The following is a 23,332-nucleotide window of genomic DNA, read 5'->3' on the forward strand; positions in this document are numbered from 1 at the left end:
TCATCTCTTGTGGCTGGCGGTGGCTTGGCCACTCATGTTGGCGTCATAGCCCGGGGCAATGCAGGCATCGATGACGCAGACCTTGCCTTGGCGGGCGTGTTGCCAGCCTTGCAAAATCACGGCGTCCAGGTCTTGGGGTGTGCGCACCGGCCCGATGGCCGTGGCCCCCATGGATTGCGCCATGGCCGCGATGTTGATTTCGGGCCCATCCATGCGCTGGCCGATCCATTTGTTTTCCACAGGGCGCCCACGCTCTTTGGCCACCCGCTCTTGGTGCAATTCGTCGTTGAAGAACGAATGGTTGTTGCACACAATCACCAACAAAGGGATGCCGTAGTGCACAGCGGTCCATATGGCGGTGTTGCCCATCAAGAAGTCGCCGTCGCCAATCATGGCCACCGCCACCCGCTGCGAGCCCATGTCGCGCAATGCCAGGGCCGTGCCCACTGCATTGCCAGGCCCGGCACCCACGCCGCCGCCGCCGTCAGCCCCCAAGTAATCAAGAGGGTGGCGGAAGTGGCGGTAGGCCCCGTTCCAACCCAGTGGCAGTCGCACCAGGCAAATGGCTTCGGGCAAGGTCTCCAAGGATTGGGCCAAGTGGCGAATGCCCAGCACCTCGTTGCCGTGGGGTGGCAAGGGCGTGATGGCTGGCCAGCTGCGCGCAGGGCGTGACTTGACCTGATCGGCCAAGGCGGCCACAGCGGCATCTGGCTCGCACAGCATGAACACATCGGCTGGGGGCAAGCTGCCCATGTCCATGCTCCAACCGCGGTGGCTGTGAGCGTCCAGCGAAACATGGATCACTTGGGCTGCAGTGCTGCTGGTGCCAAAGGCTTGTTTGAAAGCGCCGCCTGGGTCGATCCAGTCCAGCATCAACACCACATCGGCTTCGCGCAAGGTGTCGATGGCGGCGGGGGGCATGAAATTGCCGGGTGGGCCCACATGTTGCGGGTGGTCGGTGGGAAACACCGCGCCGGTTTTCAAGTCGGTGATCACCGGCGCTTGCAGGGTTTCGGCCAAACGCACCCGCGCTTGCCAATCGGTTTCGCTGCGCGACATGCGGCCCATCAAGATGACGGGTCGCTGGGCTTGGCTGAGCAAGGCGGCGGCGCGGGCCACGTCGGCAGGCGCCGGCGGTGGCGCCACCGGTGGCGCATAGCGGCGCACATCGGGGGTGGGCACCAGGGCGCCGGTTTTTTGCTCTTGCAAGGCGGCATCGAGGTTGATGTAGACCGGCCCGCGCGGCGCGGTTTGGGCAATTTGGCTGCCACGCAACATGGCCTCGATGGCAGCCGGGATGGACCCTGGTTGGTTGTCCCATTTGGTGTAGTCGCGCACCAATGCACCTTGGTCAGCGGCGGTGTGTATCCAATCGATCCACGGTCTGCGCCGGGCCGCATCCCACGGGCCTGTGGCACCGAGCATGAGCACCGGTGCGCGGTCGCACCAGGCATTGAACACCGCCATGGTGGCGTGCATCAAGCCCACGTTGGAGTGCACCACCGCGCCCATCATGCGCCCCGATGTTTTGGCATAGCCATGGGCAATGGCAATGGCCACCTCCTCATGCAAGCACAGCAGCATTTGCGGAGAGTGGTTGCCCAAGTGGTTGACCAAGCTGTCATGCAAACCGCGGTAACTGGCCCCAGGGTTGAGCGCCAAATAGGGGATTTGCATCTCGCGCAGGCATTGGGCAATCGCATCGCTGCCCCAAAATTCGCTGCCCGGCGCACCCGGCACCGGCAAGTCGTTGTGGGGCGTGGCAGAAGTGGGTTCGGTCATGGTTTTCAATCGGCTTTGATGTTGGCTTCGCGGATCACCTTGCCCCAACGGGCATGGTCGTCGCGAATGGTTTGGGCCAGGGCTTCGGGTGTGCTGGTGATGGGCTCAATGCCTTGTGCGGCCAGGCTGGTGCGCACCTCTGGCGACTGCAAGACCTGGGCAATGTCGGCATTCACCTTGGTGAGAATGTCTTTGGGCACGCCGGTGGGCATGAACACACCCAGCCACACATCCAAGGCCACACCGGGCACGGTCTCGGCAATGGCGGGCAATTCTGGAAAGGCCGCAAAGCGCTTGCCACCCGCACCGGCGAGCAAGCGCAGCTTGCCGTCTTTGACATGGGGCAGCAAAGAGTTGACCGCGCCAATGAACACCTGGATGCGCCCGCCCAACAAATCGGTGATGGCTGGTACCGCACCTTTGTAGGGCACGTGTTGCATTTTGATGCCCGCCACATGGCTGAGCATCTCGGCCGCCAGTTGCTGCGGTGAACCATTGCCCGACGAACCGTAGTTCAAAGCGTTCGGGTTTTTCTTGGCGTATTCGACCAACTCGGCCACATTTTTGGCCGGAAAGTTGGCGTTGACCGCGAGCACAAAGGGCACGATGGCCACGGTGGTGACCGGGGCCAAATCTTTGAACACATCAAAGGGCATTTTGCCCACATGGGGGTTGGTGACAAAGATGTTGTTCGCGCCCAGCAACCAGGTGTAGCCATCGGGGACACTCTTGGCCACCATGTCTGAACCCAGGTTCATGCCGCCACCGGGGCGGTTTTCGACCACCACGGCTTGCTTCCATTGGTCGCTGAGTTTTTGGGCGATCGTGCGGGCCAACACATCGTTGCTGCCGCCCGGTGTGATGGGCACCACAAATTTGATCGGCTTGCTCGGGTAAGGCGCAGTTTGTGCACTCACCACACCAGGGATCAGGGCTTGGCACAAACCCAAAGCAAATAGCCATTTTTTCAACATGCTTGTCTCCTTTTGTGAATTTAAACTTTGACCGACTGAAGGCTTTCAGGTACAAAAATATCTTGTGCGCTCATCAAGCGGTGGGTCACACCTTGCTCGTGCGCATATTGGCAAAAAGCGTCCAAGGTGGCTTGGTTGGCAGCAGTGCCATAGGGCCAAAAATCGCTGCCCAAGATGTCTTGTGCAGCGGCTGCATAGTCCGATACCCAGGGTAAGGGAAAACTGGACGCGGTGATGTCTCTGGCGCGCACCAAGCTGCGTTGTTTGGCGGCTTCAAAGCCTTGCATCAAATTCATCGCAATCCAGGGGTGGCGCTCATAGGTGCTGCGCTTGATGGCCACCACATGCATGATGGGGAAGATGCCGGTTTTTTTCCAATAGGCCTGCTCGACCTCGCGGTAGTTAGGTATCAAGCGCTGAACTTGATCGGGGTGTTGCATAAAAGCCTGTGGCGGGCGGGCAGACAGCACGGCATCGACCTCGCCCGACAACAGCATCGCCGACAGCGAGGTGTGGGGCATGGGCGTGTAGCTCAGGCCAGCTGGTAGTTGCAAGCGAACTTTTTCTTTGCGCCCGGCATCGTTCACGCCCGCTTGGTACCAGGTGATTTTTTTCAATTCCACGCCGTACTCGTGGGCCAACAAACCCCGCGAATAAATGGCCGCGGTTTGTGCCCATTCGGGCAAGCCGACCTTTTTTCCTTCCAAGTCTTTCGGGCTTTGGATGCCACTGTCGCGGCGCACATAAATCGACGAGTGGCGAAATGCGCGCGAGGGAAACACCGGAATCAAGGCAAGCCAAGGGTCGGGCTGGGACATGATGGAGATGGACTTGGCAAACGACATCTCGCACACATCCCACTCTTTGAACTGGGTGAAGCGAAAAAACATTTCTTCCACCGGTGGGTGCATGGCGGTGATGTCGATGCCCGGAGCTTGCACCACGCCGCTCATCAGGTCGCGCAGGTGGTCGTAATCGCCCAAGGCGACCGAGAGTTGAATGTTCATTGAGGTACTTCCAAAGGCAAAGGGTCTCAATCGATCTTGAGCTGCAGTTCGCGGATGATTTTGCTGTAGCGCGTTTGGTCACGCTTGATCATTTGTTGCATCTCGTCCAAGCTGGTGTGTAGCGGTTCAATTCCACCCGCTTTTTGAAAGCTGTCGATCAGGTCGGGGGCGTTGAGGGCTTTGGTCACTTCTTCGCGCAGCCTTTGCACCACCGCTGGGGGTGTGCCGGTGGGCGCAAACAAGCCAATCCAAATGGTGTTTTCAAAACCCGGAAAGGTTTCCCCAATGGTGGGCACGTCGGGCAAGGCTTTGGAGCGTTGTTTGCCAGTGGTGGCCAGGGCTTGTAATTTGCCAGCTTTGATCAAGGTGGCGTTGGAGGTGCCCGAGAACATGGCCACGGTTTCGCCGCCAATGGTGGCGGTGGTGGCTGGGGTGCCACCCTTGTAGGGCACATGCAGCATGTCAAAACCCGCGCGGGCCTTGAGCATTTCCATCGTCAAGTGATGCTGGCTGCCATTGCCCCCAGAGGCATAGGCCAAAGGCGGATTGGATGATTTGGCCAAGGCAATGAATTCGGCCAGGTTTTTGACCGGCAATTGGGGGTTGAGTGCGAGAACAAATTGATTCGCACCCAAGGTGGCCACCGGGATCAATTCTTTGTTCACGTCCACAGCGGGACGGGCATACAAATAGGGGTTGATGGCCAACAAACTGTCCATGCCCACCAGCAAGGTGTGGCCATCCGCTGGTGCCCGGGCCACGTATTCGGCAGCGGCTTGGCCGTTGGCGCCAATTTTGTTCTCAATCACCACCGTCTGCCCCATTTGCGTGGCCAGCTTGGCCCCCAAAGCACGGGCAATCATGTCGGGTGCGCCGCCCGGGGGAATGGGCGAGACCAATCGAATCGTGCGCTGCGGGTAGGTTTGTGCCGCGACGGGTTGCAATGCCGACAACCCCATGCACAGCAGCAGCGCGCACCAGCGAAGCCAGGCAAGGGGCGGCCACTGCAGTTGGGCGCGCAGGTGCATGTCAGAAAACTGGAGGCTGGGCATGCGGAAAGGTTAACACTTGGGCGGGACCCCCTGCTGTCACCCCCGGGGCACGGCACAATGGGTGCGAGCCATCGATCACGAAACCCCTGGCACAGCCAATCTGCGCCACAACGCCATATTTCAAACCTACGCCAAGGATGCGCATGAAGTGGATGAGCTTTACCCAAGCAGGCCGACCAGGCTTTGGCCTGGTGGTGGATCAATCGGTGTTGGAGGCGCCTGCAGACATGGCGCAGCAGTGGCCCAGCTTATGGCATGTGGTGTCGCATGGCCTTGCCCCCGAAGTGGCCGACGCTATTTTGAAAACTCCCCGGGTCTGGCCCCTGACCGACTTGATGGTAGACCTGCCCATGCCGAGTGCGCCGCGCATTTTTTGCATTGGGCGCAATTACAAAGGGCATGTGGCCGAGGTGGGCTCGGTCTTGCCAAAACACCCCAGCATGTTCATTCGTGGTGTTGAATCTTTGGTGCCCCATGGTCAGCCGCTCGAGCGGCCCCAAGCCTCGGCAGATTTTGACTTTGAGGGTGAGCTGGCCGTGGTCATGGGGGAGGGCGGGCGCCACATTGCGCGCCAGCAGGCCTTGTCCAAGGTGTTTGGTTACACCATCTTCAACGATGGCAGCGTGCGCGATGTGCAGTTTCAGCACTCTCTCACGGCCGGTAAAAACTTTTACCGCTCGGGTGCCATGGGTCCGTGGATCGTGAGTGCCGCAGACATCCCCGACCCGACGCAGCTGTGGCTCAGCACCACCTTGAATGGCCAGCGGGTGCAACACAGCCAAACCGACGACTTGATTTTTGACATTCCCGCCATCATTGAATACATCTCGGGCTTCACCCCTTTGCAGGCGGGCGACATCATCGCCACGGGCACACCCGACGGCGTGGGCATGGCCAGGAAGCCCCCGTTGTGGCTCAAGCCCGGCGACTTGATCGAGGTGCAGATCAGCCAGATTGGTTGCCTCAGCAATGGTGTGCGCGATGGGGGCTGCTCAGGGGCTTGAAACAAGCTGCAGGTGTGGCCTGCGTGCTTAAAATATGTGCAAACAGGAGAAAATCATGCTCAAAGGTAAAACCGCACTCGTCACCGGGTCCACCAGTGGCATTGGCCTGGGCATTGCCCAGGCTTTGGCCCAGCAAGGTGCCAATCTCATCCTCAATGGGTTTGGCGACGCCGACTCCGCCTTGGCGCTCATCAAAGCTTGCGGCGTCAAAGCGGTGCACCATCCAGCCGACATGAGCAAGCCCAGCGAGATCGAGGCCATGATGGCCTTTGCCCAGCAGCACGGCGGCGTGGACATCTTGGTCAACAACGCTGGTATTCAGCACGTGGCCTTGGTGGAAGATTTTCCGGTGGACAAATGGGACGCCATCATTGCCATCAATCTGTCCAGCGCGTTTCACACCACCCGTTTGGCCATGCCGACCATGCGCCAGCGCAACTGGGGCCGGGTGCTCAACATCGCGTCCACCCACGGTTTGGTGGCGTCACCGCAAAAGTCGGCCTATGTGACGGCCAAGCACGGCATCGTGGGTTTCACCAAATCGGTGGCGCTGGAAACCGCCACCACCGGCATCACCGTGAACGCCATTTGCCCCGGCTGGGTGCTGACCCCGTTGGTGCAAAAACAAATTGACGACCGCGCCCGCAAAGAAGGCATCAGCGTGGAGAAGGCCAAAACCGATTTGCTGGCTGAAAAGCAACCTTCGCTGCAATTCACCACCCCCGAAGAGTTGGGTGGATTGGCGGTGTTTTTGTGTTCACCCCAGGCCAACAACGTTCGCGGCGCAGCCTGGAACGTCGATGGTGGATGGGTGGCTCAATAAGCTCAGAAACCGACGTTGTTGCCGCCCTTGAGCTGCAAAATTTCGCGGGCTTCATCGGGTGTCGCCACTTCCAGTGACAAGCCCTCCAAAATAGAACGGATGCGTTTGACCTGGGTGGCATTGGTTTGCGCCAAGGTGCCAGGCGCGTCCCACAGTGAATCTTCCAACCCCACACGCACATTGCCACCCAGGATGGCCGACATGGTGGCGGTGGGCATTTGGTGGCGGCCTGCGCCCAGCACCGACCACACATAGTCGTTGCCAAACAAGCGGTCGGCGGTTTGTTTCATTTGCATCACGTGCTCGGGGTGGGCGCCAATGCCGCCCAAGATGCCAAACACCGATTGAATGAACAACGGGGGTTTGACGATCATGCGCTCCAAAAAGTGCGCGGCCGTGTAGAGGTGGCCGATGTCGTAGCACTCAATTTCAAAGCGGGTTTGGTTGGCGCTGCATGACTCGAGGATGTATTGGATATCTTTGAAGGTGTTGCGAAAAATGCGCCCATCGGATTCGGCCAAGTAGGGCACTTCCCAGTCGTGCTTCCAATTTTTGTAGCGCCCCACCATGGGGTGCAGCCCAAAGTTCATCGAGCCCATGTTCAGCGAGGCAATTTCGGGCTTGAGTTGCAAAGCCGGTTGCAAGCGTTCTTCGATGCTCATGGTGGATGCACCACCGGTGGTGAAGTTGAGCACCACATTCGAGTGGGCTTTGATCACCGGGGCAAATTCTTGGAAATACTGGGTGTCTTGGGTGGGCTGACCGGTGATCGGGTCGCGGGCGTGCAAATGCACGATGGATGCCCCGGCCTCGGCCGCCCCAATCGCCGCATCGGCGATCTCTTTGGGCGTGATCGGCAGGTGCGGCGACATGGTCGGCGTGTGGATGGAACCGGTCACCGCACAGGTGATGATGACTTTGCGCTTGGGTCTGGATGCCATGGGTGTCTCCTAAGGTTGGTGGTGATTTTTTTATTCGGCCTTGATGCCAATCGATTTGACAATACCGGCCCAGCGCTCGCGCTCGGCCTTCATGAAGGCGGCAAAGGCTGCGGTGCCCATGCCGCTGTCGGCGATCGAGCCCAATGCAGCCAAGCGTTGCACCACCTCGGGTTGGCGCAGCAGGGCTTGGATGTCGCGGTTGACGCGGTTGATCACCTCGGCGGGGGTGTTGGCTGGTGCAAACAAACCGTTCCAACCCGCATATTCAAAACCGGGGAAGGTGTCTGACAGGCTGGGCACTTGGGGCAAATTGGGCACACGCTGCGCCGTGCTCACCGCCAAGGGTTTGATTTGGTTGTTGGCGATGTAAGCGCTCAAGGCGGCATCGGGCAGGCAAATCAGGTCGATGCGCCCGCCCAAGACGTCTTGAATCGCCTCGGGGGCTTTGGTGTAAGGCACGTGGGTGAGGCGGATGCCGGCCATGGCGGCCACGGTGTCGGCCAACATGCCTGAAAAAGTCTTGGGCCCTTCGGTGGCGATGGTGAGCTTTTCGGGTTGGGCCTTGGCCCGGGCGATCAAGTCGGCCATACTTTGGATGCCGGAGCTCGGTTGCGCGGCCAACACAAAGGGGCTGCGACCGAACAGGGCCACGGGGATGAAGTCTTTTTCCAAATCAAAGGGCAAGGTTTTGAAGGTGAAGCCATTGGTCACCATGGCGGCCGTGGTGGCGTAGAAAAAGTTGTAGCCATCGGGCGCCGAGCGCGCTGCGGCTTGGGTGCCGATCATGTTTTGGCCGCCCGGGCGGTTTTCCACCACCACCGCATTGCCCCAACTGCGGGCGAGTTGATCGGCGATGTAGCGCGCCAAGATGTCTGGGCCCGCACCGGCGGGCTGCGAGACGATCCATTTGATCGGTCGATTCGGCCAGGGGCCGCTTTGCGCCATGACCGGCCACGCCAGGCCAGCGGCCAGGCCGCCGGCTGCACAGGTGAGGAGTTGGCGGCGTTGTGGCTGGTGGGTCATGGGTGTCTCCGGTCAGTGCGGTTGTGAAAAAGCGTGAATCTCATCGAACAAGGTTTGCAGGCTGGTGCCATCGTGGGCCACGCCGTACACCACATGGTCAGGGCGCACGAGCACGGCATGGGCTTGGTGCTTGGCCAACCAGTTGGCCAATACGCCGTCAGCCTCTTGCCATGGGTCCTGGCCACATTGCCACTGAGCCATGCCCGCAGGGCGGCATTGTGCAGCCGTGCTCAGCAAGCTCGCGGGTGCTTGGGCCGACAGCAGCAGCCGCCAGCCGCAGCCCAGCCAATGGTCCATGCGTTGGCGCTGGGCACCGCGCACCAACCACGGCTGCGGGCACAGGGTGCCCACCGCCGCATGTGATTGCGCGCTGAGCAAGCCCCCGCGCAGGGCCGGTTGCACGTCTTGGCGCGGGGTGCGCTGCACTTGGCCTTGGCAGGCTTGCAGCAATTGCTGGTCTCGCGCACGCGCCTTGGCGGGGTCGCGCTCGGCGACCAACTCACCAATGTGTTTGATGCGGGTGGTCAGCTCGCGCACATGGGCTTGGCGTTCGCTGCCATAGGTGTCGAGCAAAGCGTCGGGGGCATGGTCTTGCAAACACGCTGCGATTTTCCAGCTGAGGTTGACCACATCGCGCACGCCTTGGCACATGCCTTGGCCCAAAAACGGGGGTTGCTGGTGGGCCGCATCGCCCGCCAAAAACACCCGCCCTTGGCGCCATTCGCGCGCCACCAAGGCGTGAAAGCGGTAGCTGGCTTGACGCCACAGTTGGCCATCTTGGGGGGTGATCCAGCGCGACAACAAGCGCCAGGTGCCCTCGGGGGTGGCCAGTTCTTGCGGGTCTTCGCCAGGGTTGATGGAGATCTCCCAGCGCCGATGGTTGCCAGGGCCGATCAAGAAGGTGCTGGGCCGTGTGGGTTCGCAATACTGCACGCTGACCTGGGGCAACTTGGCCAGCCCTTGGGGGGTGATCAAGGTGTCGACCACCAACCAGGCCTGGTCAAAACCCAGGTCGATCAAGCCCATGCCGAGTTGTTCGCGCACCCGGCTGGAGGCACCGTCGCAAGCGATGGCGTAGCGCGCTTGTACCACGCTCTTTTCACCTGTGTCGTTGGTGATGGACAGTTGCACCCGATCGGCTTGGTTCTGCACGCGCTGCACGCTGTGGCCCAGGGCCAAGGTGACATTGGGCATGCCCGTGATCAACTGGCGCAAGAAGCGCTCCAAGGCCGGTTGGTTGAACACCACCGACGGGTGGTGGCCCAAGGGATAGGGCGGGGCGATGGTGGACATGCACTTGATGAGTTGGCCGTCCACGCCATAAAACTCCGAGTCGGTGAAGGGCTCCATGTGCGCTTGCATGGCCCCGTCAATTCCCAATTGCTGCCACACGCGCAGGATTTCGTGGTCCATGGCAAAAGCGCGCGGCTTGTCGTAAATGGCCTGCGCGCTGTCGCCGATCCACACCCGCAGGCCGCGTTGCCCGAGCAAGGCGGCGGCAGCAGCGCCACTGGGGCCGCAGCCCACAATGGCCACGTCATACAGGGGCGGGGTGGGTGGTTTCAAAGAAGTCATCTCGCATTCATGGTCGGTGCCGACGGGGGGCGAAGCGGAGGGTGGGTGGGCCCTCAGACCGGTGCAAACATCACCGCGCGTTGGGCCTGCTTCAAGGCATCGCTGGGCGGCTTGGAGATGCCCCATTGGTCGACCCGCCCGGTGGGCCACTTCCAGTCATCGGGTTGGCCGGCGGTGTAGCTGTCGTCGATTTGCTGCACCTCAGCCGTGTACTCCACCACGATGCCAAACGGCCCAATGAAGTAATTGAAAGCATTGTTGCCAGGGCCGTGGCGGCCAGGGCCCCACTCGATGGGGTGGCCAGCGTCTTTGAGCCGACCGCCGCCTCGCATGACCGATTCGAGGTCGGGCATCAAAAAAGCAATGTGGTTGAGCGCATCGTTGTCGGTGTCGCCAAAGGCGATGCTGTGGTGGTCGCTGTTGCAGCGCATGAAGGCCATGATGCGGGTGCGGTCCGAGAGCGAAAAATCCAGCACCTGTTCTAAAAATGTTTGGCTGGCGGGCACATCGTGGGTGTTGAGCACGGCGTGCGCCAAACGCATTGGCTTGTCGGCCACCTGCGTGCCCTGCGGGTGGGTGTGGTCGCCATGCACCAGTTGGTAGACACGGCCATGCCCATCGACCACGCTCAGGCCCATGCCACCGGCCGGGTCGCTCAAAGCGGCAACAGGCCCCAGCACACGGCCACCACTTTTGAGTGCGACCTGTGATGCTTTCTCCAAGGCTTGGGCGCTGTGGACCCGCAAGCTCACATGGCGCACCGAGGCCTGTCCGGTGTGGGCATGAAGAGAAATCAAATGGTGGTCGGTGCCGGTGCCGCGCAGATAAGTGCCGTCTGGCCCTTGCGCGACCACATCCAAGTGCCAGACCTCGGTGAAAAAGGCCTTGGCCACGGCCAGATCTGGGACATTGAGGGCGACGCTGCGCAAATGGCTGACGATGGAGGAGGCGTGGGTCATGGGGTGGGTTGTTTGGCTGTCGGTGAAGGGCGTGGCGATGCCATCAGTCGTTGCTTTTGATTTTGGCGCTTTCGGCCACGGCACCCCATTTGGCCAAATCGGCGGCCAGCAACTTGGCCAAGTCCTCTGAGCTGGCGGGTGTGGCGGTGACTTGGCTGGTGGCCATTTGCGCGGCCACTTCGGGTGTTTTCAGGATGCGGTGCACTTCGCTCTCGAGCCGCTTGACGGTGGCCATGGGGGTTTGGGCCGGGGCAAACAAACCCGCCCAATAGCGAAACTCCAATTGCGGGAAACCCAACTCGGCCATGGTCGGCACCTGGGGCAGGCTGGGCAAGCGGGTCGGCGAGGTCACGGCCAAGGCGCGCAATTGGCCTGATGCGAGCAAGGCCGATGCCGGGCCGGTATCGACCATTGACATGACTAAATCACCGGCGATCAATGCGGTGATGGTCTCGCTGGTGCTTTTGTATTGAATGAACTCACCCGGTGTGCCGGTTTGCAAGCGAAACAATTCGCTGGCAAATTGAAACGCCGGCCCCGAGCCACCGTAGTTGGCTTTGTCGGGGTTGGACTTCATGAACTTCACCAGGTCGGGCAAGCTGGAGATGCCTTGCTTGGCATTGACCACCAGCAACAATGGGAAGCTGGCGACCAATGACACCGGCACAAAGTCTTTGGTGGGCGAGTAGCGCAGCTTGGGCGTCAAGATGGGTGTGAACACCATATTGCCAATCGGGGCCATCAACAAGGTGTGGCCGTCGGCGGGGGACTTGGCCACGCCATCGGTGGCGATGATGCCGCCGGCACCCACCCGGTTTTCCACCACCACCGGCTGACCCAAGGGGCCTGCCAAGCGCTGGCTGAGCAAACGCGCCAAGGTGTCCATGCCGCCACCGGCCCCTTGACCTACGACGATGCGCACGGTTTTTTGCGGAAACTCCTGTGCGTGGGCCGCCCCCAGGGTCAAGCCCATGGACGCGAGCACACAGGCCAGCAAAAATGGACGAAGGGTGCGCGAATGGCGCAATACGGGCCAAAGGGGCAGGGTTTGGGGGGTCATGGGGGCCTTGTGAACAAAAGCGGATGCAGTGGGTCTGCGCAGCAGGCGAGGTGTTTTTGTATATTACCCCATGGTTTTTAAGGCAATACCCCCCATGCACACCCCCGTCTCAGCCGCCCCGGTGATCGATTTTCACGTTCACATGCTCAACGCCGAGGTGTTTGAGGCGTCCACCAACCGCACGGTGTTCACCGGTTTTGGGGCCACACCGGCCAAGGCGCCGCGCCCCGGGGCGCAGTCCTTGATCGAGCGCATGTTTGACCCGGCCTTGGTGCTGGCCGACATGGACCAACGCCGGGTGGATGTGGCGGTGATCAGCTCCAGCACCGTGCTGCAAGGCAGTTCTTGGGCTGAAGCGGAAACAGATTTGGCGCTGTGCCAGCTTTGCAACGACCAAGCTGCCGATTGGGTGGCCCAGTACCCTGAGCGTTTTGTGGGCAGCATGGTCTTGCCCATGCAAAGCCCTGATCGTGCCCTGGTGGAGTTGGCGCGCGCGCACGACCGGTTGGGCCTGCGGGTGCTCAACCTGTCGTCGAGTTACCAAGGGGTTTATTTGGGCGATCCGGTGTTTGCGCCGTTTTGGGACGCGGTGGCCGAGCGTGGCTTGGTGGCTTGGGTGCACCCCGAAGGTGTGCGCGACCCCTGGTTTCAGCGCTATGCGCTGTGGAACTCGCTGGGCCAGTCGATCGAGGAGACCAAATGCATGGCCTCGCTGATGTACGAGGGCGTGATGACCCGCCACCCGCAATTGCAAGTGGTGATGGCCCACGGTGGGGGTTACTTTCCGCACTATATGGGTCGCTTGGACCGCAACACCTTGAACCGGCCCGACACGGTGCGCCACATGGACGGGCTCACCCCCAGCGCCATGCTGCGCCGCTTTCATTACGACGCGTGTGTGTATGACCCAGAGGTGCTGCAAGTGCTGATGGCGCGTGTCGGTGCCGACCGCTTGGTGTTGGGCAGCGATTACCCAGTGGGCGAGAAAGACCCGCTGGCATGGTTGCAAGAGGCTGGCGTGCAAGGCGCTGACTTGCAGGCCATAGCCGGGGGCAATGCAGCGCGTCTATTGGGTTTGATGGATACCTAACGCTGGCGCGGGTCCAGGGCGTCGCGCAAACCGTCACCCAAAATATTGAACGACAGCACCAGCAAAAAAATCGATGCGCCGGGCCAAATGGCCATCCAAGGCGCTTGCTCAACATAGTTTTTCGCGGTGTTGAGCATGCTGCCCCAGCTGGGCGCGGGCGGCTGCTGGCCCAAGCCCAAAAACGACAAACTGGCTTCGGCAATCACGGCCGAGGCAATCGCCAAGGTGGCTTGCACCATGATCGGCGGCAAGGTGTTGGGCAGCACATGGCGCAAGGCAATGCGCCACGGTGGGTTGCCCACGGCGCGGGCGGCTTCGATGTAGTCCTCGACTTTGACTTGCATCACCTGGCCACGGGTCAAGCGCACAAAAATGGGGGCGGCCGAGATGCCAATGGCCATCATGGCGTTGCTGAGACTGGGGCCCAAAAAGGCCGCCAGGGCAATCGCCAAAATCAAAAAAGGACAGGCCAAAAACGCGTCGGTGATGCGGGCGATCACCATGTCCACCCAGCCACCGACAAACCCGGCCAGCAAACCCAATGGCACACCGATCAGCAGCGAGATGGACACCGACACCACGCCTGCCAGCAAGGACGCTTGGGTGCCCCAGACCACGCGGGCAAACACGTCGCGGCCAATCTCATCGGTGCCAAACCAATGCGCAGCGCTGGGGGCTTTGCGAATGGAGCCCCAACTGGTGGCGATGGGGTCTTGCAAACCCAACCAGGGGGCCAACAAGGCCATCAGGGTGAACATCAGCACCACGCCCAGGCCCCACATGGCCGCGCGGCGGCGGCGCAGGCGCCGCCATGCCGCCAGCCAGGGGCCGGGCCGAGCAGCGGGTGTTGGTGCGCTCGCAAGGGCGCTGGGCGACAAGGCGGTGCTCATCGGCGCAAACGGGGGTTGACCCAAAAGTAAGCCAAGTCGGCCAGCAGGTTGAGCAAGATGTAGGTGGTGGCTGTGAACAGCACCACACCTTGCACCACCGCATAGTCGCGGTTGAACACCGCGTCCACGATCAGCTTGCCAAAGCCGGGGATGGTGAAGACCTGCTCGGTCAGCACCGCGCCTGAAAGCAAAGTGCCCAATTCCAAGGCGCCAAGGGTGATGATGGGGGTGAGCGCATTGCGCAAGGCGTGCTTGATCACCACCGCGCGCTCGCTCAAACCCTTGGCGCGGGCGGTGCGCACGTAGTCCGAGGACATGACTTGCAGCATGGCGCTGCGGGTGTGGCGCATCAGCACCGCGGCGATGGCGTTGCCCAGCACAAAAGCGGGCATGGCCATGGCGGCGAGGTTGCCCGCCAGGTCTTCAAAAGGACTGACATAGCCCGAGGCGGGCAGCCAACCCAGTTGTACCGAGAACAACATGATGAGCAAAATGCCCAACCAAAAATTGGGCGTGGACAGGCCCCACAAAGCAAACAAATTCGCGCCGTGGTCCCAAGCGCTGCCCCGGGCCACCGCCGACACCACCCCGGCCGGGATGCCAATCAGCACCGCGACCAAAAAGGCCAGCACTGCCAACTCCAGGGTGACGGGCAGTTTTTGCAAGATCAAGTCCAGCACCGGCAACTGGGTGCGCACCGACTCACCCAGGTCGCCTTGCAGCACCCCCCACACCCAGTAGCTATAGCGCATCGGCAGGGGTTCGTCCAAATGCAACTTGGCCTGCAAGTAGGCGATCACCTGGGGGTCTTGGTCTTCGCCGGCCAAAATTTTGGCCGGGTCACCCGGCAGCAGTTGCTGTAGCCCAAAAATGAGCATGGACACCAAGATCAAGGTGGGCAGCAAACTGGCCAGGCGGCGCAGCAAAAAGGCAAACATGGTTCAGCTGGGCTGGCTTTTGCGGATGCTCAGGGGGCCATCTTCAAGCCGGTCACGCGCAGCAGACCATCGGGGATCTGGCGCACGCCACCCAGTTTCCCGTTGTAAGCCCACAGCCAGTTGCGGTGATAGAGGTAAATCACTGGGCGCTCTTTGAGCACTTGGGCTGCAATTTGCTCAAACAGTTTTTTGCGCTGGGCTGGGTCGCGCACAGTGCGCGATTGGTTGATCAAGGCATCGGTTTCGGCACTGCAGTAACCGGCGTAGTTCAGGGGTTGCTTACATGCATGAAAGCTGTAGAGGTTGCCGTCCGGATCGGGGCGACCGCTCCAGGCCAATGCATAGGCGTCGAAGTCGCCTTTGTCAGCCAGGTTCAGCGAGGTGGCGAATTCGGTCGACTGGATCTTCACGTCAAAACCCGCATCGCGCGTCATGGCCTGGATCACCAAGGCCATGCGTTGCGCGTCCGAGGTGGTGGGCGTCATGAGGGTGAAGCTGGGGTTGGTGACCCCGGCTTGTTTCAGCAAAGCGCGGGCTTTTTCAATGTCGCGCTTGGGCATGGGCATGTTTTTGGCGTAGTAGGGATTGGTGGGCGCGACCCATTGGTTACCCACGGTGGCCTCGTTGTCCATCACCACTTGGGCCAGGCCTTGGCGGTCCAGCGAGAGCTCAAAAGCTTCGCGCACCCGGGCATCGCGCCCCAAGGGGTTGTTTTTGGCGCGGTCGCTTTTGCCAATATTGATGGTGATGCCCTGGTAGCCAATTTCAGTGATGCGCGTGGTTTTGAACTTTTTATCTGCTTGCAGTTTTTCCATGTCGTTGGTGGCCACCCGCTCGATGAAGTCGAGCTGCCCCGACTTGAGGTTGGCCAAGCGCACGGTGGCGTCGGGGATGGGTGTGTAGGTGACCTTGTCAAAGTGAACGGCGGCCTTGTTCCAATAGCCAGCGTATTTTTCGAGGACGATGCGGTCTTGTGCCACCCGTTCGACAAATTTAAAGGGGCCAGAGCACACCGGCGCAGTGCCAAATTTGTCGCCTGCGGCTTGCGCCGCCTTGGGCGAGACCATCATGCCGGCGCGGTCGGTGAGTTGGGCCAACAAAGGTGAGAACGGTGAGGAGAGGTTCAGGCGCACGGTTTGGGCGTCCACCACATCAACGCTGCTGACTGGGGCCAGCTCGCCACGGCGGCTCGAGCCGGCCAAATTTTTGTGCCGATCGATGTTGAATTTCACTGCGGCGGCATCGAGTTTTTCGCCGTCGTGGAAGGTCACGCCGGTGCGGATTTTCAAGATCAGGCTTTTGTTATCGGCCGACCACTCGTGACCGGTGGCCAACTGCGGCACGATGTTGAGTTTTTCATCCACATCAAACAGCTTGTCGCACAAGGATGAAAACACAATGCGGCCAACAAAGCTGCGCGCCAAGGTCGGGTCCAACACATCGGGGTCTTCGGCCAAGCCAATGCGCAGGGTTTGCGCCGATGCACTGGCTGCGCTGAGCGCCAAACAAGTGCCCAGCAAGGCCAGGGAAACAGTTTTTTTCATGCGGGGTTCTCCAAAGTGAAAAGGTTCAAGGCCGTGGGGCATGGGTGGGTAAAAAAGCAGACTGCAATTGTTGCAGGCGCCACTGATTGGCCGTCATCATGCCAGGGCCGGTGGCCACGGCCAGGGCAGGCAAGTCGCGCCACAGGTGACAGGCCACGGCGTGTCCATCGACCGCTGCCAAGGGGGGCGCGCTTTGTTGGCACGCGTTTTGGGCATGTGGGCAACGGGTGTGAAAGTGGCACCCCGAAGGTGGGTTGATCGGGCTGGGCACATCGCCGCTGAGCAAGTTGCGCACCCCCATCGGGTTGGGCACGGGGCGCGGTATCGCCCCGAGCAAGGCCTGGGTGTAGGGGTGGCGCGGGTGGGCAAACAAGGCCTGGCTGTCGGCGATTTCCACCACCCGGCCCAGGTACATCACGGCGATGCGGTGCGCCACATGCTTGACCACGGCCAGGTCGTGGGCGATGAACAAATAAGCCAGCCCAAATTGGGCTTGCAAATCTTGCAGCAAATTGATCACCTGGGCTTGCACCGACACGTCCAAGGCCGACACCGCTTCGTCGCAGACGATGAGTTCGGGCTCGACCGCCAAGGCGCGGGCAATGCCAATGCGCTGGCGCTGGCCGCCCGAAAACTCATGCGGATAGCGCTGGGCGTGTTCGGGTGCCAAACCCACGGTTTTTAAAAGCTCTTGCACCCGCTCGGGATGGCGACCCAGGTGCAAGCCATGCAATTGCAGCGGTTCGGTGAGCGACTGGGCCACGGTCATGCGCGGGTTGAGCGATGCGTACGGGTCTTGAAAAATGATTTGCATGGCCCGGCGTTGCCCGCGCAACGCGGGCCCACTGAGTTGGCCCAGGTCTTGGCCTTTGAAGCGCACTTCACCGCCGCTGGGTTCGATCAAGCGCAACACCAAGCGGCCCAAGGTGGATTTGCCACAACCCGATTCGCCCACCACGCCCAAGGTTTCGCCGGCGCGGATGTGCAAGTCCACACCATCGACCGCGCGCACCGCACCGCGGGCACGGCCCCACAGGCCTTGGCGCACCACAAAGTGTTTGCGCAGTTGGCTCACTGACAACAGGGGTGGGGCGTCGCTCATGCCGTGGCTTCCTCGGGGGCCAGTAAGGCCGCCGCATCAAGCGGCGCGCGCCAACAAGCGCTGGTGTGGTCAAGCCCCACGGTTTGCAGCGCTGGGGCCTGGATGTGGCAGCGTTCTTGCGCAAATGGGCAGCGCGGTGCAAAGCCACAACCCGCTGGTCGCTGCAAAGGGCTGGGCACTTGGCCTTCGATCGATGCGAGCCGGTGCTGGGCCAGGTCCAAACGCGGAATGGCGCCGAGCAGGCCCACGGTGTAGGGGTGTTGGGGGGTGTCAAACAAGGCCTGCACTGGGGCGCGTTCGACCACTTTTCCGGCATACATCACCACCACTTCGTCGGCGACCTCGGCCACCACGCCCAGGTCGTGGGTGATGAGCACAATGGCCGTGCCCATGTCGCTTTGCAATTGCGCCATCAAGGCCAAAATTTGGGCTTGGATGGTCACGTCCAGGGCAGTGGTGGGTTCGTCGGCGATCAGCAAGCGCGGTTGGCACACCAAGGCCATGGCGATCATCACCCGCTGGCGCATGCCGCCAGAGAGTTGGTGCGGGTACTCGTGCAAGCGTTGTTCTGGGGCTGGGATGCGCACTTGGCCCAGCATCTCCAAGGCCCGTTCCCGGGCTTGGGCGCGGTCCATGGGTCGGTGGCGCAGCAAGGCTTCCATGATTTGGTCTCCCACCGTATAGGCCGGGTTGAGCGAGGTCATGGGTTCTTGAAACACCATGGCCATGCCGTTGCCACGCAGGTTTTGCAGGGTTTCGTCGCTGGCCCCAACCAGCTGTTGGCCTTCAAAGCGGATGGAGCCCGCGCGGATGGCCCCTGCGGGTGCGCTGACCAAACCCATGATGGACAGCGAGGTGACGCTTTTGCCGCAGCCCGACTCGCCCACGATGGCCAATGTTTTGCCGGCATGGACCTCAAAGCTCACCCCGTCCACGGCGGCGAATTCACCGTCATCGGTGGTGAAGCAGGTGCGCAGGTCGCGCACTTCCAGCAAAGCGTTCATGGGCGGGGCAAGGGTGGGGTGGCCAAGTTGGCGTGAAAGGCTTGGACGCGGGCTTCGATGTGTTGGCGGTCGATCAAGCCCACCGGGTCGTGCCGTCCGGCCAAGCAGGCCATGAAGGGCTGGTAGCGCTCCAGGCTTTTTTCATACAGACGGTGCAATTCCACAATCGGTTCTTCATGGTCATCGACCCGCAGGTCGAGTTGGGGATGGTCTTCATCGGCATGGATGCGCAAGGCCGCGCCTTGTTTGCCACGCTTGTCGCCGCCAGCGGCTTCGCCAGCGGCCATGGCAGCCAGCAAACGCCGTGCCATCGGTTGCCCGGCGCTGGCTTGGTAGGCACGCGCGGTTTCTTGCACCACTTCGGGGCCTGCGAGCATATTGCCCGCCACGCTGAAGTCGTCAAAGCACAGGTGGCCGCACCAATCAATGCAGGCCGCACCGGTATGGGCCGCTGGCGCACCATGGGCAGGCAGGACATGCAATTGGCGTTGGTCGCGTCCGGCATCGGCGGCCGTGAGCTGGGCCACCACGGCGCTGGGCGCCAGTCCTTGGGCCAGGGCATCGAGCCCGGCCGGGCCGTACAAGGGGTTCATCAAGGCTTGGGTGGCCACCGCCCCCACCCCGCGGCGGGTGTGCACGCACAGGGCGCCCACGGCAAAGAATTTGGAGGCAATGGCCACGCCAAAGTGGCCTTGGGCGTCGCGGGCGATGATGGACCAGGTCATGGGAGCGGTGATTTCTGAAAACCCCAATCATGCCTGAGCGCCGTGTGAAAATGCCTCAGCCCTGGGAAAGGCCTGGGGGTATGGTCGGCATCGGAGCGCATTGTGGAAGTTTCATTTGAGCATGAGATCGAGTCGTTGCGCTTGGGCGAGGGCGACACCTTCCACGGCGAGGGCATTTTGGCCATCACCAAAGCCCTGCTCCAGTCGGGCGTGGCTTACGTCGGCGGCTACCAGGGTGCGCCGGTGTCGCATTTGCTCGATGTGATGGTGCAAGCCAAGCCCTTCATGGACGAGTTGGGTGTGCATGTCGAAGCCTGTGCCAACGAAGCCTCGGCCGCAGCCATGCTCGGTGCCAGCCTGCACTACCCGCTGCGCGGCGCGGTGACCTGGAAGTCGATTGTGGGCACCAATGTGGCGGCTGACGCCTTATCCAATTTGGCCTCGCCCGGTGTGGTGGGCGGCGCTTTGATCGTGGTGGGCGAAGACTATGGTGAGGGCGCCTCGGTGATTCAAGAGCGTACCCATGCTTATGCTCTGAAAAGCACCTTGTGTTTGCTCGACCCCCGGCCTGACTTGACCAAGATGGTTGAGATGGTCGAGCATGGTTTTGCATTGTCCGAGGCCTCCAACATGCCGGCAATTTTGGAGTTGCGCATCCGCGCCTGCCATGTGCGGGGCAGCTTTGTCACCAAGGACAACCGCGCGCCCGCCTTGTCGACCCGCGCCTTGATGGAAGACCCGGCGGCCTTTGATTACATGCGCCTGGCCCACCCGCCGGTGACCTTTCGCCATGAAAAGCTCAAAACCCAAGAGCGCATTCCGGCCGCTTGCCGTTACATCGCCGAGCACGGTCTCAACGAACATTTCCCTGGGCGCCATGCCGATCTGGGCTTGGTGGTGCAAGGGGGCTTGTACAACGCCTTGATCCGCAGCTTGCAGCAACTGGGCTTGGCCAATGCTTGGGGCGAGAGCGATATCCCGATCTTGGTGCTCAACGTGACCTATCCCCTGGTGCCCGATGAAATCGCCGACTTTTGCGCCGACAAACAAGCGGTGATGGTGATCGAGGAGGGCCAGCCCGAGTACATTGAGCAAGACATGGCCACCCTGTTGCGCCGGCGTGGGTTGAACACCCCATTGCACGGCAAAGACTGGTTGCCTTTGGCCGGCGAGTACAGCGTGGAGGTTTTGTCGACGGGCTTGACGGCTTTTGCCCAGCACTATTTGGACCCGGCTTTGACCGATGGGGCGCAGCAATGGCTGGCGCGCAACCAACAACGGCGTGGCGAGGTGGCCGAGATGCTGCCAATTCCCTTGCCTGCACGCCCCCCCAGTTTTTGTGTCGGCTGCCCCGAGCGACCGGTGTTTGCGGCCCTCAAATTGGCGCAACAAGACATTGGGCCGGTGCACATTGCAGCCGACATTGGCTGCCATGCCTTGGCGACTTTCGAGCCGTTTTCCAGCGGCCATTCGATCTTGGGTTACGGTATGAGCTTGGCCAGCCGTGCCGGGGTGTCGCCCATGATGCAGCGGCGCAGCCTGGCCATCATGGGCGACGGTGGTTTTTGGCACAACGGCTTGCTCACCGGGGTGCAAAGTGCTTTGTTCAACAACGACGATGCGGTGCTGTTGATTTTTAAAAACGGCTACACCTCGGCCACGGGTACCCAAGACATCCACTCCACGCCCAGCGATGGGGCCAAGGCGCATGCGGTGCAAAAGCAAGACAGCTTGGCCCACACCAACCAAACCATTGAAACCACTTTGCGTGGCATGGGCGTGCAGTGGATGCGCACCGTGCACACCTACGAGGTGGCGCAGATGAAGCGAACCCTCAAAGAAGCTTTGACCCACGAGTTCACTGGGCTCAAAGTGATCATTGCCGAGGGCGAATGCCAGCTCGAACGCCAGCGCCGAATCAAGCCCTGGATCGCCAAGATGCTGCGCGGCGGCGAGCGGGTGGTGCGCGTTAAATACGGTGTGGATGAAGACGTCTGCAATGGTGACCATGCGTGCATCCGTTTGTCAGGCTGCCCCACCTTGACCTTGAAGGACAACCCCGACCCGCTCAAGGTGGACCCGGTGGCCACGGTGATCGACGGCTGTGTGGGCTGTGGTTTGTGTGGTGCCAATGCCCATGCCGCCACCCTGTGCCCGAGTTTTTATCGCGCCGAAGTGGTGCAAAACCCCAAACCCTGGGAACGGGTCTGGGCCGCTTTGCGCGCTCGCTTGGTGCGCGCCATGCAACCGGCTTGACACCATGAACACCCACCGACCGATTTCTTTGTTGTTGTGCGCCTTGGGCGGCGAAGGGGGCGGCGTGCTCAGCCAATGGCTGGTCGAAGCCGCCCGCATCGCCGGTTACCCGGCGCAAAGCACCTCCATCCCCGGCGTGGCCCAGCGCACGGGAGCGACCACCTATTACGTGGAAGTTTTTCCGCAGCCTTTGGCCGACTTGGGGGGGCGCCGCCCGGTGATGAGCCTCAACCCGGTGCCTGGGGCCTTGGACGCATTGGTTTCGTCTGAGTTACTGGAGACCACGCGACAAATTGGCCTGGGTTATGCGTCACCCGATCGCACCCGCGTTATCACGTCGAGTGCGCGCAGTTTCACCACCCATGAGCGCATGCAGCTTGCCGATGGTCGGCGCGACAGTGCCCAATTGGTGGACGTGGTGCGCCGCTTCAGCCTTGAACACCATGTGCTGGACATGGCCGGCATGGCCCAGCAAGCGGGCACCGTGGTCAGCGCGGTGATGCTGGGGGCCATTGCAGGCAGTGGCTTGCTGCCTTTTGAGCGCGCCCATTTTGAAGCCGCGATTGGTCAAGGGGCCCAAGCGGCGGCCAGTTTGCGCGGCTTCGCCCTGGCGTTTGACGCGGTCAGCACCCCGCGCCTATGGGCTGAAGTGGCCGCGCAAGTGCTGCCCCAAGCTGAGGTCGCTGTGTTGACCTCGGCGGATCAGGTGGCCGTGGATGAATTCCCTGTACCGGCGCGCGCCATGTTGGCCTTGGGTTTGGCGCGGGTCATCGATTACCAAAACCGTGCTTATGGCCAGGTGTATTTGCGCCGCATGCGCCAGGTCTGGCAGGCCGAGGCCGCCAGCGATGCCAGTGCCCTGCAGGGGTGGGCGGTCACGCGAGAGATGGCGCGCTGGGTGGCTTTGTGGATGGCGTTTGACGACATCATCCGCGTGGCCGATTTGAAAAGCCGATCGACCCGTTTGCAACGGGTGGTGAAAGAAGTGCGCGCAGGGCCTGACGATGTGCTCAAGGTGTATGACCATTTCAAGCCCGGTGTGCCCGAATTTGCCGCCTTGTTGCCAAGTCGCTGGGCGCAGCGTTTGACCGCTTGGGACCGCGCGCGGGTGCTGCGCGGTCGCGAACCTTGGGCCTTGCCGTTGAAGATTGGCACCCATTCGGTGGGTGGCATGCTGGCCCTGCGTGGTCTGGCCAGTTTGCGGGGCTTGCGGGTTTATGGCCAGCGCTTTGCCCAGGAGCAATTGGCCATCGAAACCTGGCTGCAAGCGGTGGTGCTGGGGCTGGCCCGAGATTGGCGCTTGGGCCACGAATTGGCTGCTTGCGGCCAATTGATCAAAGGCTACGGCGCGACCAACGAGCGCGGCAAATTGAATTTGCAGCACCTGGTGAGCCATTTGGCGGTGTTGCCCGAGCCCCAGGCCGCGGCACAGGCCGTGGCCCAGGCACGCACCGCCGCATTGCAAGACGATGCCGGCAAGGCTTTGGACCTGAGCCTGCGCGCCCATGGCGCACCAGTACGGCCCGTGGCAGCGCAACCCATCCGCTTCATGCGCAAGCCCGGCGCATCGGCGCCGCGCTGAA

General features: G+C 61.6%; 20 protein-coding genes. 5 read left to right on the top strand and 15 right to left on the bottom strand.

Annotated features, from left to right (window positions below):
* The 4 genes from AC8GFZ_RS10370 to AC8GFZ_RS10385 are packed head-to-tail and all read right to left on the bottom strand — an operon-like array spanning position 1 to position 4,815.
* Positions 1 to 1,782, bottom strand: a complete 1,782-nt coding sequence (locus tag AC8GFZ_RS10370) for a thiamine pyrophosphate-binding protein (protein ID WP_506644806.1) — start codon at positions 1,780 to 1,782, stop codon at positions 1 to 3.
* A 5-nt stretch (positions 1,783 to 1,787) separates the two neighbouring features.
* The gene (locus AC8GFZ_RS10375) at positions 1,788 to 2,756 is read right to left on the bottom strand and encodes a Bug family tripartite tricarboxylate transporter substrate binding protein (RefSeq protein ID WP_506644807.1); all 969 of its coding nucleotides are present in this window, start codon (positions 2,754 to 2,756) and stop codon (positions 1,788 to 1,790) included.
* 20 nt (positions 2,757 to 2,776) lie between these two features.
* A complete protein-coding gene (locus tag AC8GFZ_RS10380; protein ID WP_506644808.1) occupies positions 2,777 to 3,763 on the bottom strand; it encodes an ABC transporter substrate-binding protein in 987 nt (328 codons plus the stop codon).
* A 26-nt stretch (positions 3,764 to 3,789) separates the two neighbouring features.
* Positions 3,790 to 4,815 carry a Bug family tripartite tricarboxylate transporter substrate binding protein gene (locus AC8GFZ_RS10385; protein WP_506644809.1) on the bottom strand — a complete coding sequence of 342 codons (1,026 nt, stop codon included), beginning with the start codon at positions 4,813 to 4,815 and terminating at the stop codon, positions 3,790 to 3,792.
* Between the two features lie 143 nt (positions 4,816 to 4,958).
* Here AC8GFZ_RS10385 and AC8GFZ_RS10390 point away from each other — a divergent pair, with 143 nt between their 5' ends.
* A complete protein-coding gene (locus tag AC8GFZ_RS10390; protein WP_506644810.1) occupies positions 4,959 to 5,819 on the top strand; it encodes a fumarylacetoacetate hydrolase family protein in 861 nt (286 codons plus the stop codon).
* Positions 5,820 to 5,871: 52 nt separating this feature from the next.
* Positions 5,872 to 6,642 (top strand): 3-hydroxybutyrate dehydrogenase, encoded by a 771-nt coding sequence (locus AC8GFZ_RS10395; protein ID WP_506645111.1) that lies wholly within the window; start codon positions 5,872 to 5,874, stop codon positions 6,640 to 6,642.
* Positions 6,643 to 6,644: 2 nt separating this feature from the next.
* On the opposite strand, the gene kce is transcribed toward AC8GFZ_RS10395, so the two are convergent.
* From kce to AC8GFZ_RS10420, 5 genes are read right to left on the bottom strand one after another with little or no spacing between them, the layout of a single operon-like run.
* Positions 6,645 to 7,583, bottom strand: a complete 939-nt coding sequence (gene kce / locus AC8GFZ_RS10400; protein ID WP_506644811.1) for a 3,5-dioxohexanoate:acetyl-CoA acetone transferase — start codon at positions 7,581 to 7,583, stop codon at positions 6,645 to 6,647.
* Positions 7,584 to 7,613: 30 nt separating this feature from the next.
* Entirely contained in the window at positions 7,614 to 8,606 is a 993-nt protein-coding gene (locus AC8GFZ_RS10405; RefSeq protein WP_506644812.1) for a Bug family tripartite tricarboxylate transporter substrate binding protein, read from the bottom strand.
* Between the two features lie 12 nt (positions 8,607 to 8,618).
* On the bottom strand, positions 8,619 to 10,181 hold the full coding sequence (locus AC8GFZ_RS10410) for a bifunctional 3-(3-hydroxy-phenyl)propionate/3-hydroxycinnamic acid hydroxylase (RefSeq protein WP_506644813.1): 1,563 nt from the start codon (positions 10,179 to 10,181) through the stop codon (positions 8,619 to 8,621).
* A gap of 53 nt (positions 10,182 to 10,234) precedes the next feature.
* Positions 10,235 to 11,140 carry a VOC family protein gene (locus tag AC8GFZ_RS10415; protein WP_506644814.1) on the bottom strand — a complete coding sequence of 302 codons (906 nt, stop codon included), beginning with the start codon at positions 11,138 to 11,140 and terminating at the stop codon, positions 10,235 to 10,237.
* 43 nt (positions 11,141 to 11,183) lie between these two features.
* On the bottom strand, positions 11,184 to 12,200 hold the full coding sequence (locus tag AC8GFZ_RS10420; RefSeq protein WP_506644815.1) for a Bug family tripartite tricarboxylate transporter substrate binding protein: 1,017 nt from the start codon (positions 12,198 to 12,200) through the stop codon (positions 11,184 to 11,186).
* A 94-nt stretch (positions 12,201 to 12,294) separates the two neighbouring features.
* Here AC8GFZ_RS10420 and AC8GFZ_RS10425 point away from each other — a divergent pair, with 94 nt between their 5' ends.
* Entirely contained in the window at positions 12,295 to 13,290 is a 996-nt protein-coding gene (locus AC8GFZ_RS10425) for an amidohydrolase family protein (protein ID WP_506644816.1), read from the top strand.
* On the opposite strand, the gene AC8GFZ_RS10430 is transcribed toward AC8GFZ_RS10425, so the two are convergent.
* Genes AC8GFZ_RS10430 through AC8GFZ_RS10455 form a run of 6 tightly spaced genes read right to left on the bottom strand, consistent with a single transcriptional unit; the run spans position 13,287 to position 19,493 of the window.
* Positions 13,287 to 14,180, bottom strand: coding sequence for an ABC transporter permease (locus tag AC8GFZ_RS10430; RefSeq protein WP_506644817.1), 894 nt, complete (start codon positions 14,178 to 14,180; stop codon positions 13,287 to 13,289). The genes AC8GFZ_RS10425 and AC8GFZ_RS10430 overlap by 4 nt on opposite strands.
* Positions 14,177 to 15,118 (bottom strand): ABC transporter permease, encoded by a 942-nt coding sequence (locus tag AC8GFZ_RS10435; RefSeq protein ID WP_506644818.1) that lies wholly within the window; start codon positions 15,116 to 15,118, stop codon positions 14,177 to 14,179. The genes AC8GFZ_RS10430 and AC8GFZ_RS10435 overlap by 4 nt, the downstream gene beginning before the upstream one ends.
* 29 nt (positions 15,119 to 15,147) lie before the next feature.
* On the bottom strand, positions 15,148 to 16,662 hold the full coding sequence (locus AC8GFZ_RS10440; protein WP_506644819.1) for an ABC transporter substrate-binding protein: 1,515 nt from the start codon (positions 16,660 to 16,662) through the stop codon (positions 15,148 to 15,150).
* 25 nt (positions 16,663 to 16,687) lie between these two features.
* Positions 16,688 to 17,764 carry an ABC transporter ATP-binding protein gene (locus AC8GFZ_RS10445; RefSeq protein WP_506644820.1) on the bottom strand — a complete coding sequence of 359 codons (1,077 nt, stop codon included), beginning with the start codon at positions 17,762 to 17,764 and terminating at the stop codon, positions 16,688 to 16,690.
* Complete coding sequence (locus AC8GFZ_RS10450; RefSeq protein ID WP_506644821.1) at positions 17,761 to 18,768, bottom strand: ABC transporter ATP-binding protein; 1,008 nt, start codon at positions 18,766 to 18,768, stop codon at positions 17,761 to 17,763. The genes AC8GFZ_RS10445 and AC8GFZ_RS10450 overlap by 4 nt, the downstream gene beginning before the upstream one ends.
* Positions 18,765 to 19,493, bottom strand: a complete 729-nt coding sequence (locus AC8GFZ_RS10455) for a DUF1028 domain-containing protein (protein WP_506644822.1) — start codon at positions 19,491 to 19,493, stop codon at positions 18,765 to 18,767. The genes AC8GFZ_RS10450 and AC8GFZ_RS10455 overlap by 4 nt, the downstream gene beginning before the upstream one ends.
* Before the next feature lie 102 nt (positions 19,494 to 19,595).
* On the opposite strand from AC8GFZ_RS10455, the gene AC8GFZ_RS10460 reads away from it, so the two are divergent.
* Together AC8GFZ_RS10460 and AC8GFZ_RS10465 are read left to right on the top strand one after the other, a co-directional pair.
* Positions 19,596 to 21,749: a thiamine pyrophosphate-dependent enzyme gene (locus tag AC8GFZ_RS10460; protein WP_506644823.1), complete on the top strand. Its 2,154-nt coding sequence runs from the start codon at positions 19,596 to 19,598 to the stop codon at positions 21,747 to 21,749.
* 4 nt (positions 21,750 to 21,753) lie between these two features.
* Positions 21,754 to 23,331, top strand: a complete 1,578-nt coding sequence (locus AC8GFZ_RS10465; RefSeq protein WP_506644824.1) for an indolepyruvate oxidoreductase subunit beta family protein — start codon at positions 21,754 to 21,756, stop codon at positions 23,329 to 23,331.
* Position 23,332 lies beyond the last annotated feature (1 nt).

This window comes from Limnohabitans rimovensis (SeqCode) (assembly GCF_965234775.1).
Classification (GTDB): domain Bacteria; phylum Pseudomonadota; class Gammaproteobacteria; order Burkholderiales; family Burkholderiaceae_C; genus Limnohabitans; species Limnohabitans rimovensis.

Bases quoted from the DNA above. Each gene is read 5' to 3' on its own strand.
- AC8GFZ_RS10370 (WP_506644806.1), bottom strand. From the start codon at position 1,782: ATGACCGAACCCACTTCTGCCACGCCCCACAACGACTTGCCGGTGCCG.
- AC8GFZ_RS10375 (WP_506644807.1), bottom strand. From the start codon at position 2,756: ATGTTGAAAAAATGGCTATTTGCTTTGGGTTTGTGCCAAGCCCTGATC.
- AC8GFZ_RS10380 (WP_506644808.1), bottom strand. From the start codon at position 3,763: ATGAACATTCAACTCTCGGTCGCCTTGGGCGATTACGACCACCTGCGC.
- AC8GFZ_RS10385 (WP_506644809.1), bottom strand. From the start codon at position 4,815: ATGCCCAGCCTCCAGTTTTCTGACATGCACCTGCGCGCCCAACTGCAG.
- AC8GFZ_RS10390 (WP_506644810.1), top strand. From the start codon at position 4,959: ATGAAGTGGATGAGCTTTACCCAAGCAGGCCGACCAGGCTTTGGCCTG.
- kce (WP_506644811.1), bottom strand. From the start codon at position 7,583: ATGGCATCCAGACCCAAGCGCAAAGTCATCATCACCTGTGCGGTGACC.
- AC8GFZ_RS10405 (WP_506644812.1), bottom strand. From the start codon at position 8,606: ATGACCCACCAGCCACAACGCCGCCAACTCCTCACCTGTGCAGCCGGC.
- AC8GFZ_RS10410 (WP_506644813.1), bottom strand. From the start codon at position 10,181: ATGACTTCTTTGAAACCACCCACCCCGCCCCTGTATGACGTGGCCATT.
- AC8GFZ_RS10415 (WP_506644814.1), bottom strand. From the start codon at position 11,140: ATGACCCACGCCTCCTCCATCGTCAGCCATTTGCGCAGCGTCGCCCTC.
- AC8GFZ_RS10420 (WP_506644815.1), bottom strand. From the start codon at position 12,200: ATGACCCCCCAAACCCTGCCCCTTTGGCCCGTATTGCGCCATTCGCGC.
- AC8GFZ_RS10425 (WP_506644816.1), top strand. From the start codon at position 12,295: ATGCACACCCCCGTCTCAGCCGCCCCGGTGATCGATTTTCACGTTCAC.
- AC8GFZ_RS10430 (WP_506644817.1), bottom strand. From the start codon at position 14,180: ATGAGCACCGCCTTGTCGCCCAGCGCCCTTGCGAGCGCACCAACACCC.
- AC8GFZ_RS10435 (WP_506644818.1), bottom strand. From the start codon at position 15,118: ATGTTTGCCTTTTTGCTGCGCCGCCTGGCCAGTTTGCTGCCCACCTTG.
- AC8GFZ_RS10440 (WP_506644819.1), bottom strand. From the start codon at position 16,662: ATGAAAAAAACTGTTTCCCTGGCCTTGCTGGGCACTTGTTTGGCGCTC.
- AC8GFZ_RS10445 (WP_506644820.1), bottom strand. From the start codon at position 17,764: ATGAGCGACGCCCCACCCCTGTTGTCAGTGAGCCAACTGCGCAAACAC.
- AC8GFZ_RS10450 (WP_506644821.1), bottom strand. From the start codon at position 18,768: ATGAACGCTTTGCTGGAAGTGCGCGACCTGCGCACCTGCTTCACCACC.
- AC8GFZ_RS10455 (WP_506644822.1), bottom strand. From the start codon at position 19,493: ATGACCTGGTCCATCATCGCCCGCGACGCCCAAGGCCACTTTGGCGTG.
- AC8GFZ_RS10465 (WP_506644824.1), top strand. From the start codon at position 21,754: ATGAACACCCACCGACCGATTTCTTTGTTGTTGTGCGCCTTGGGCGGC.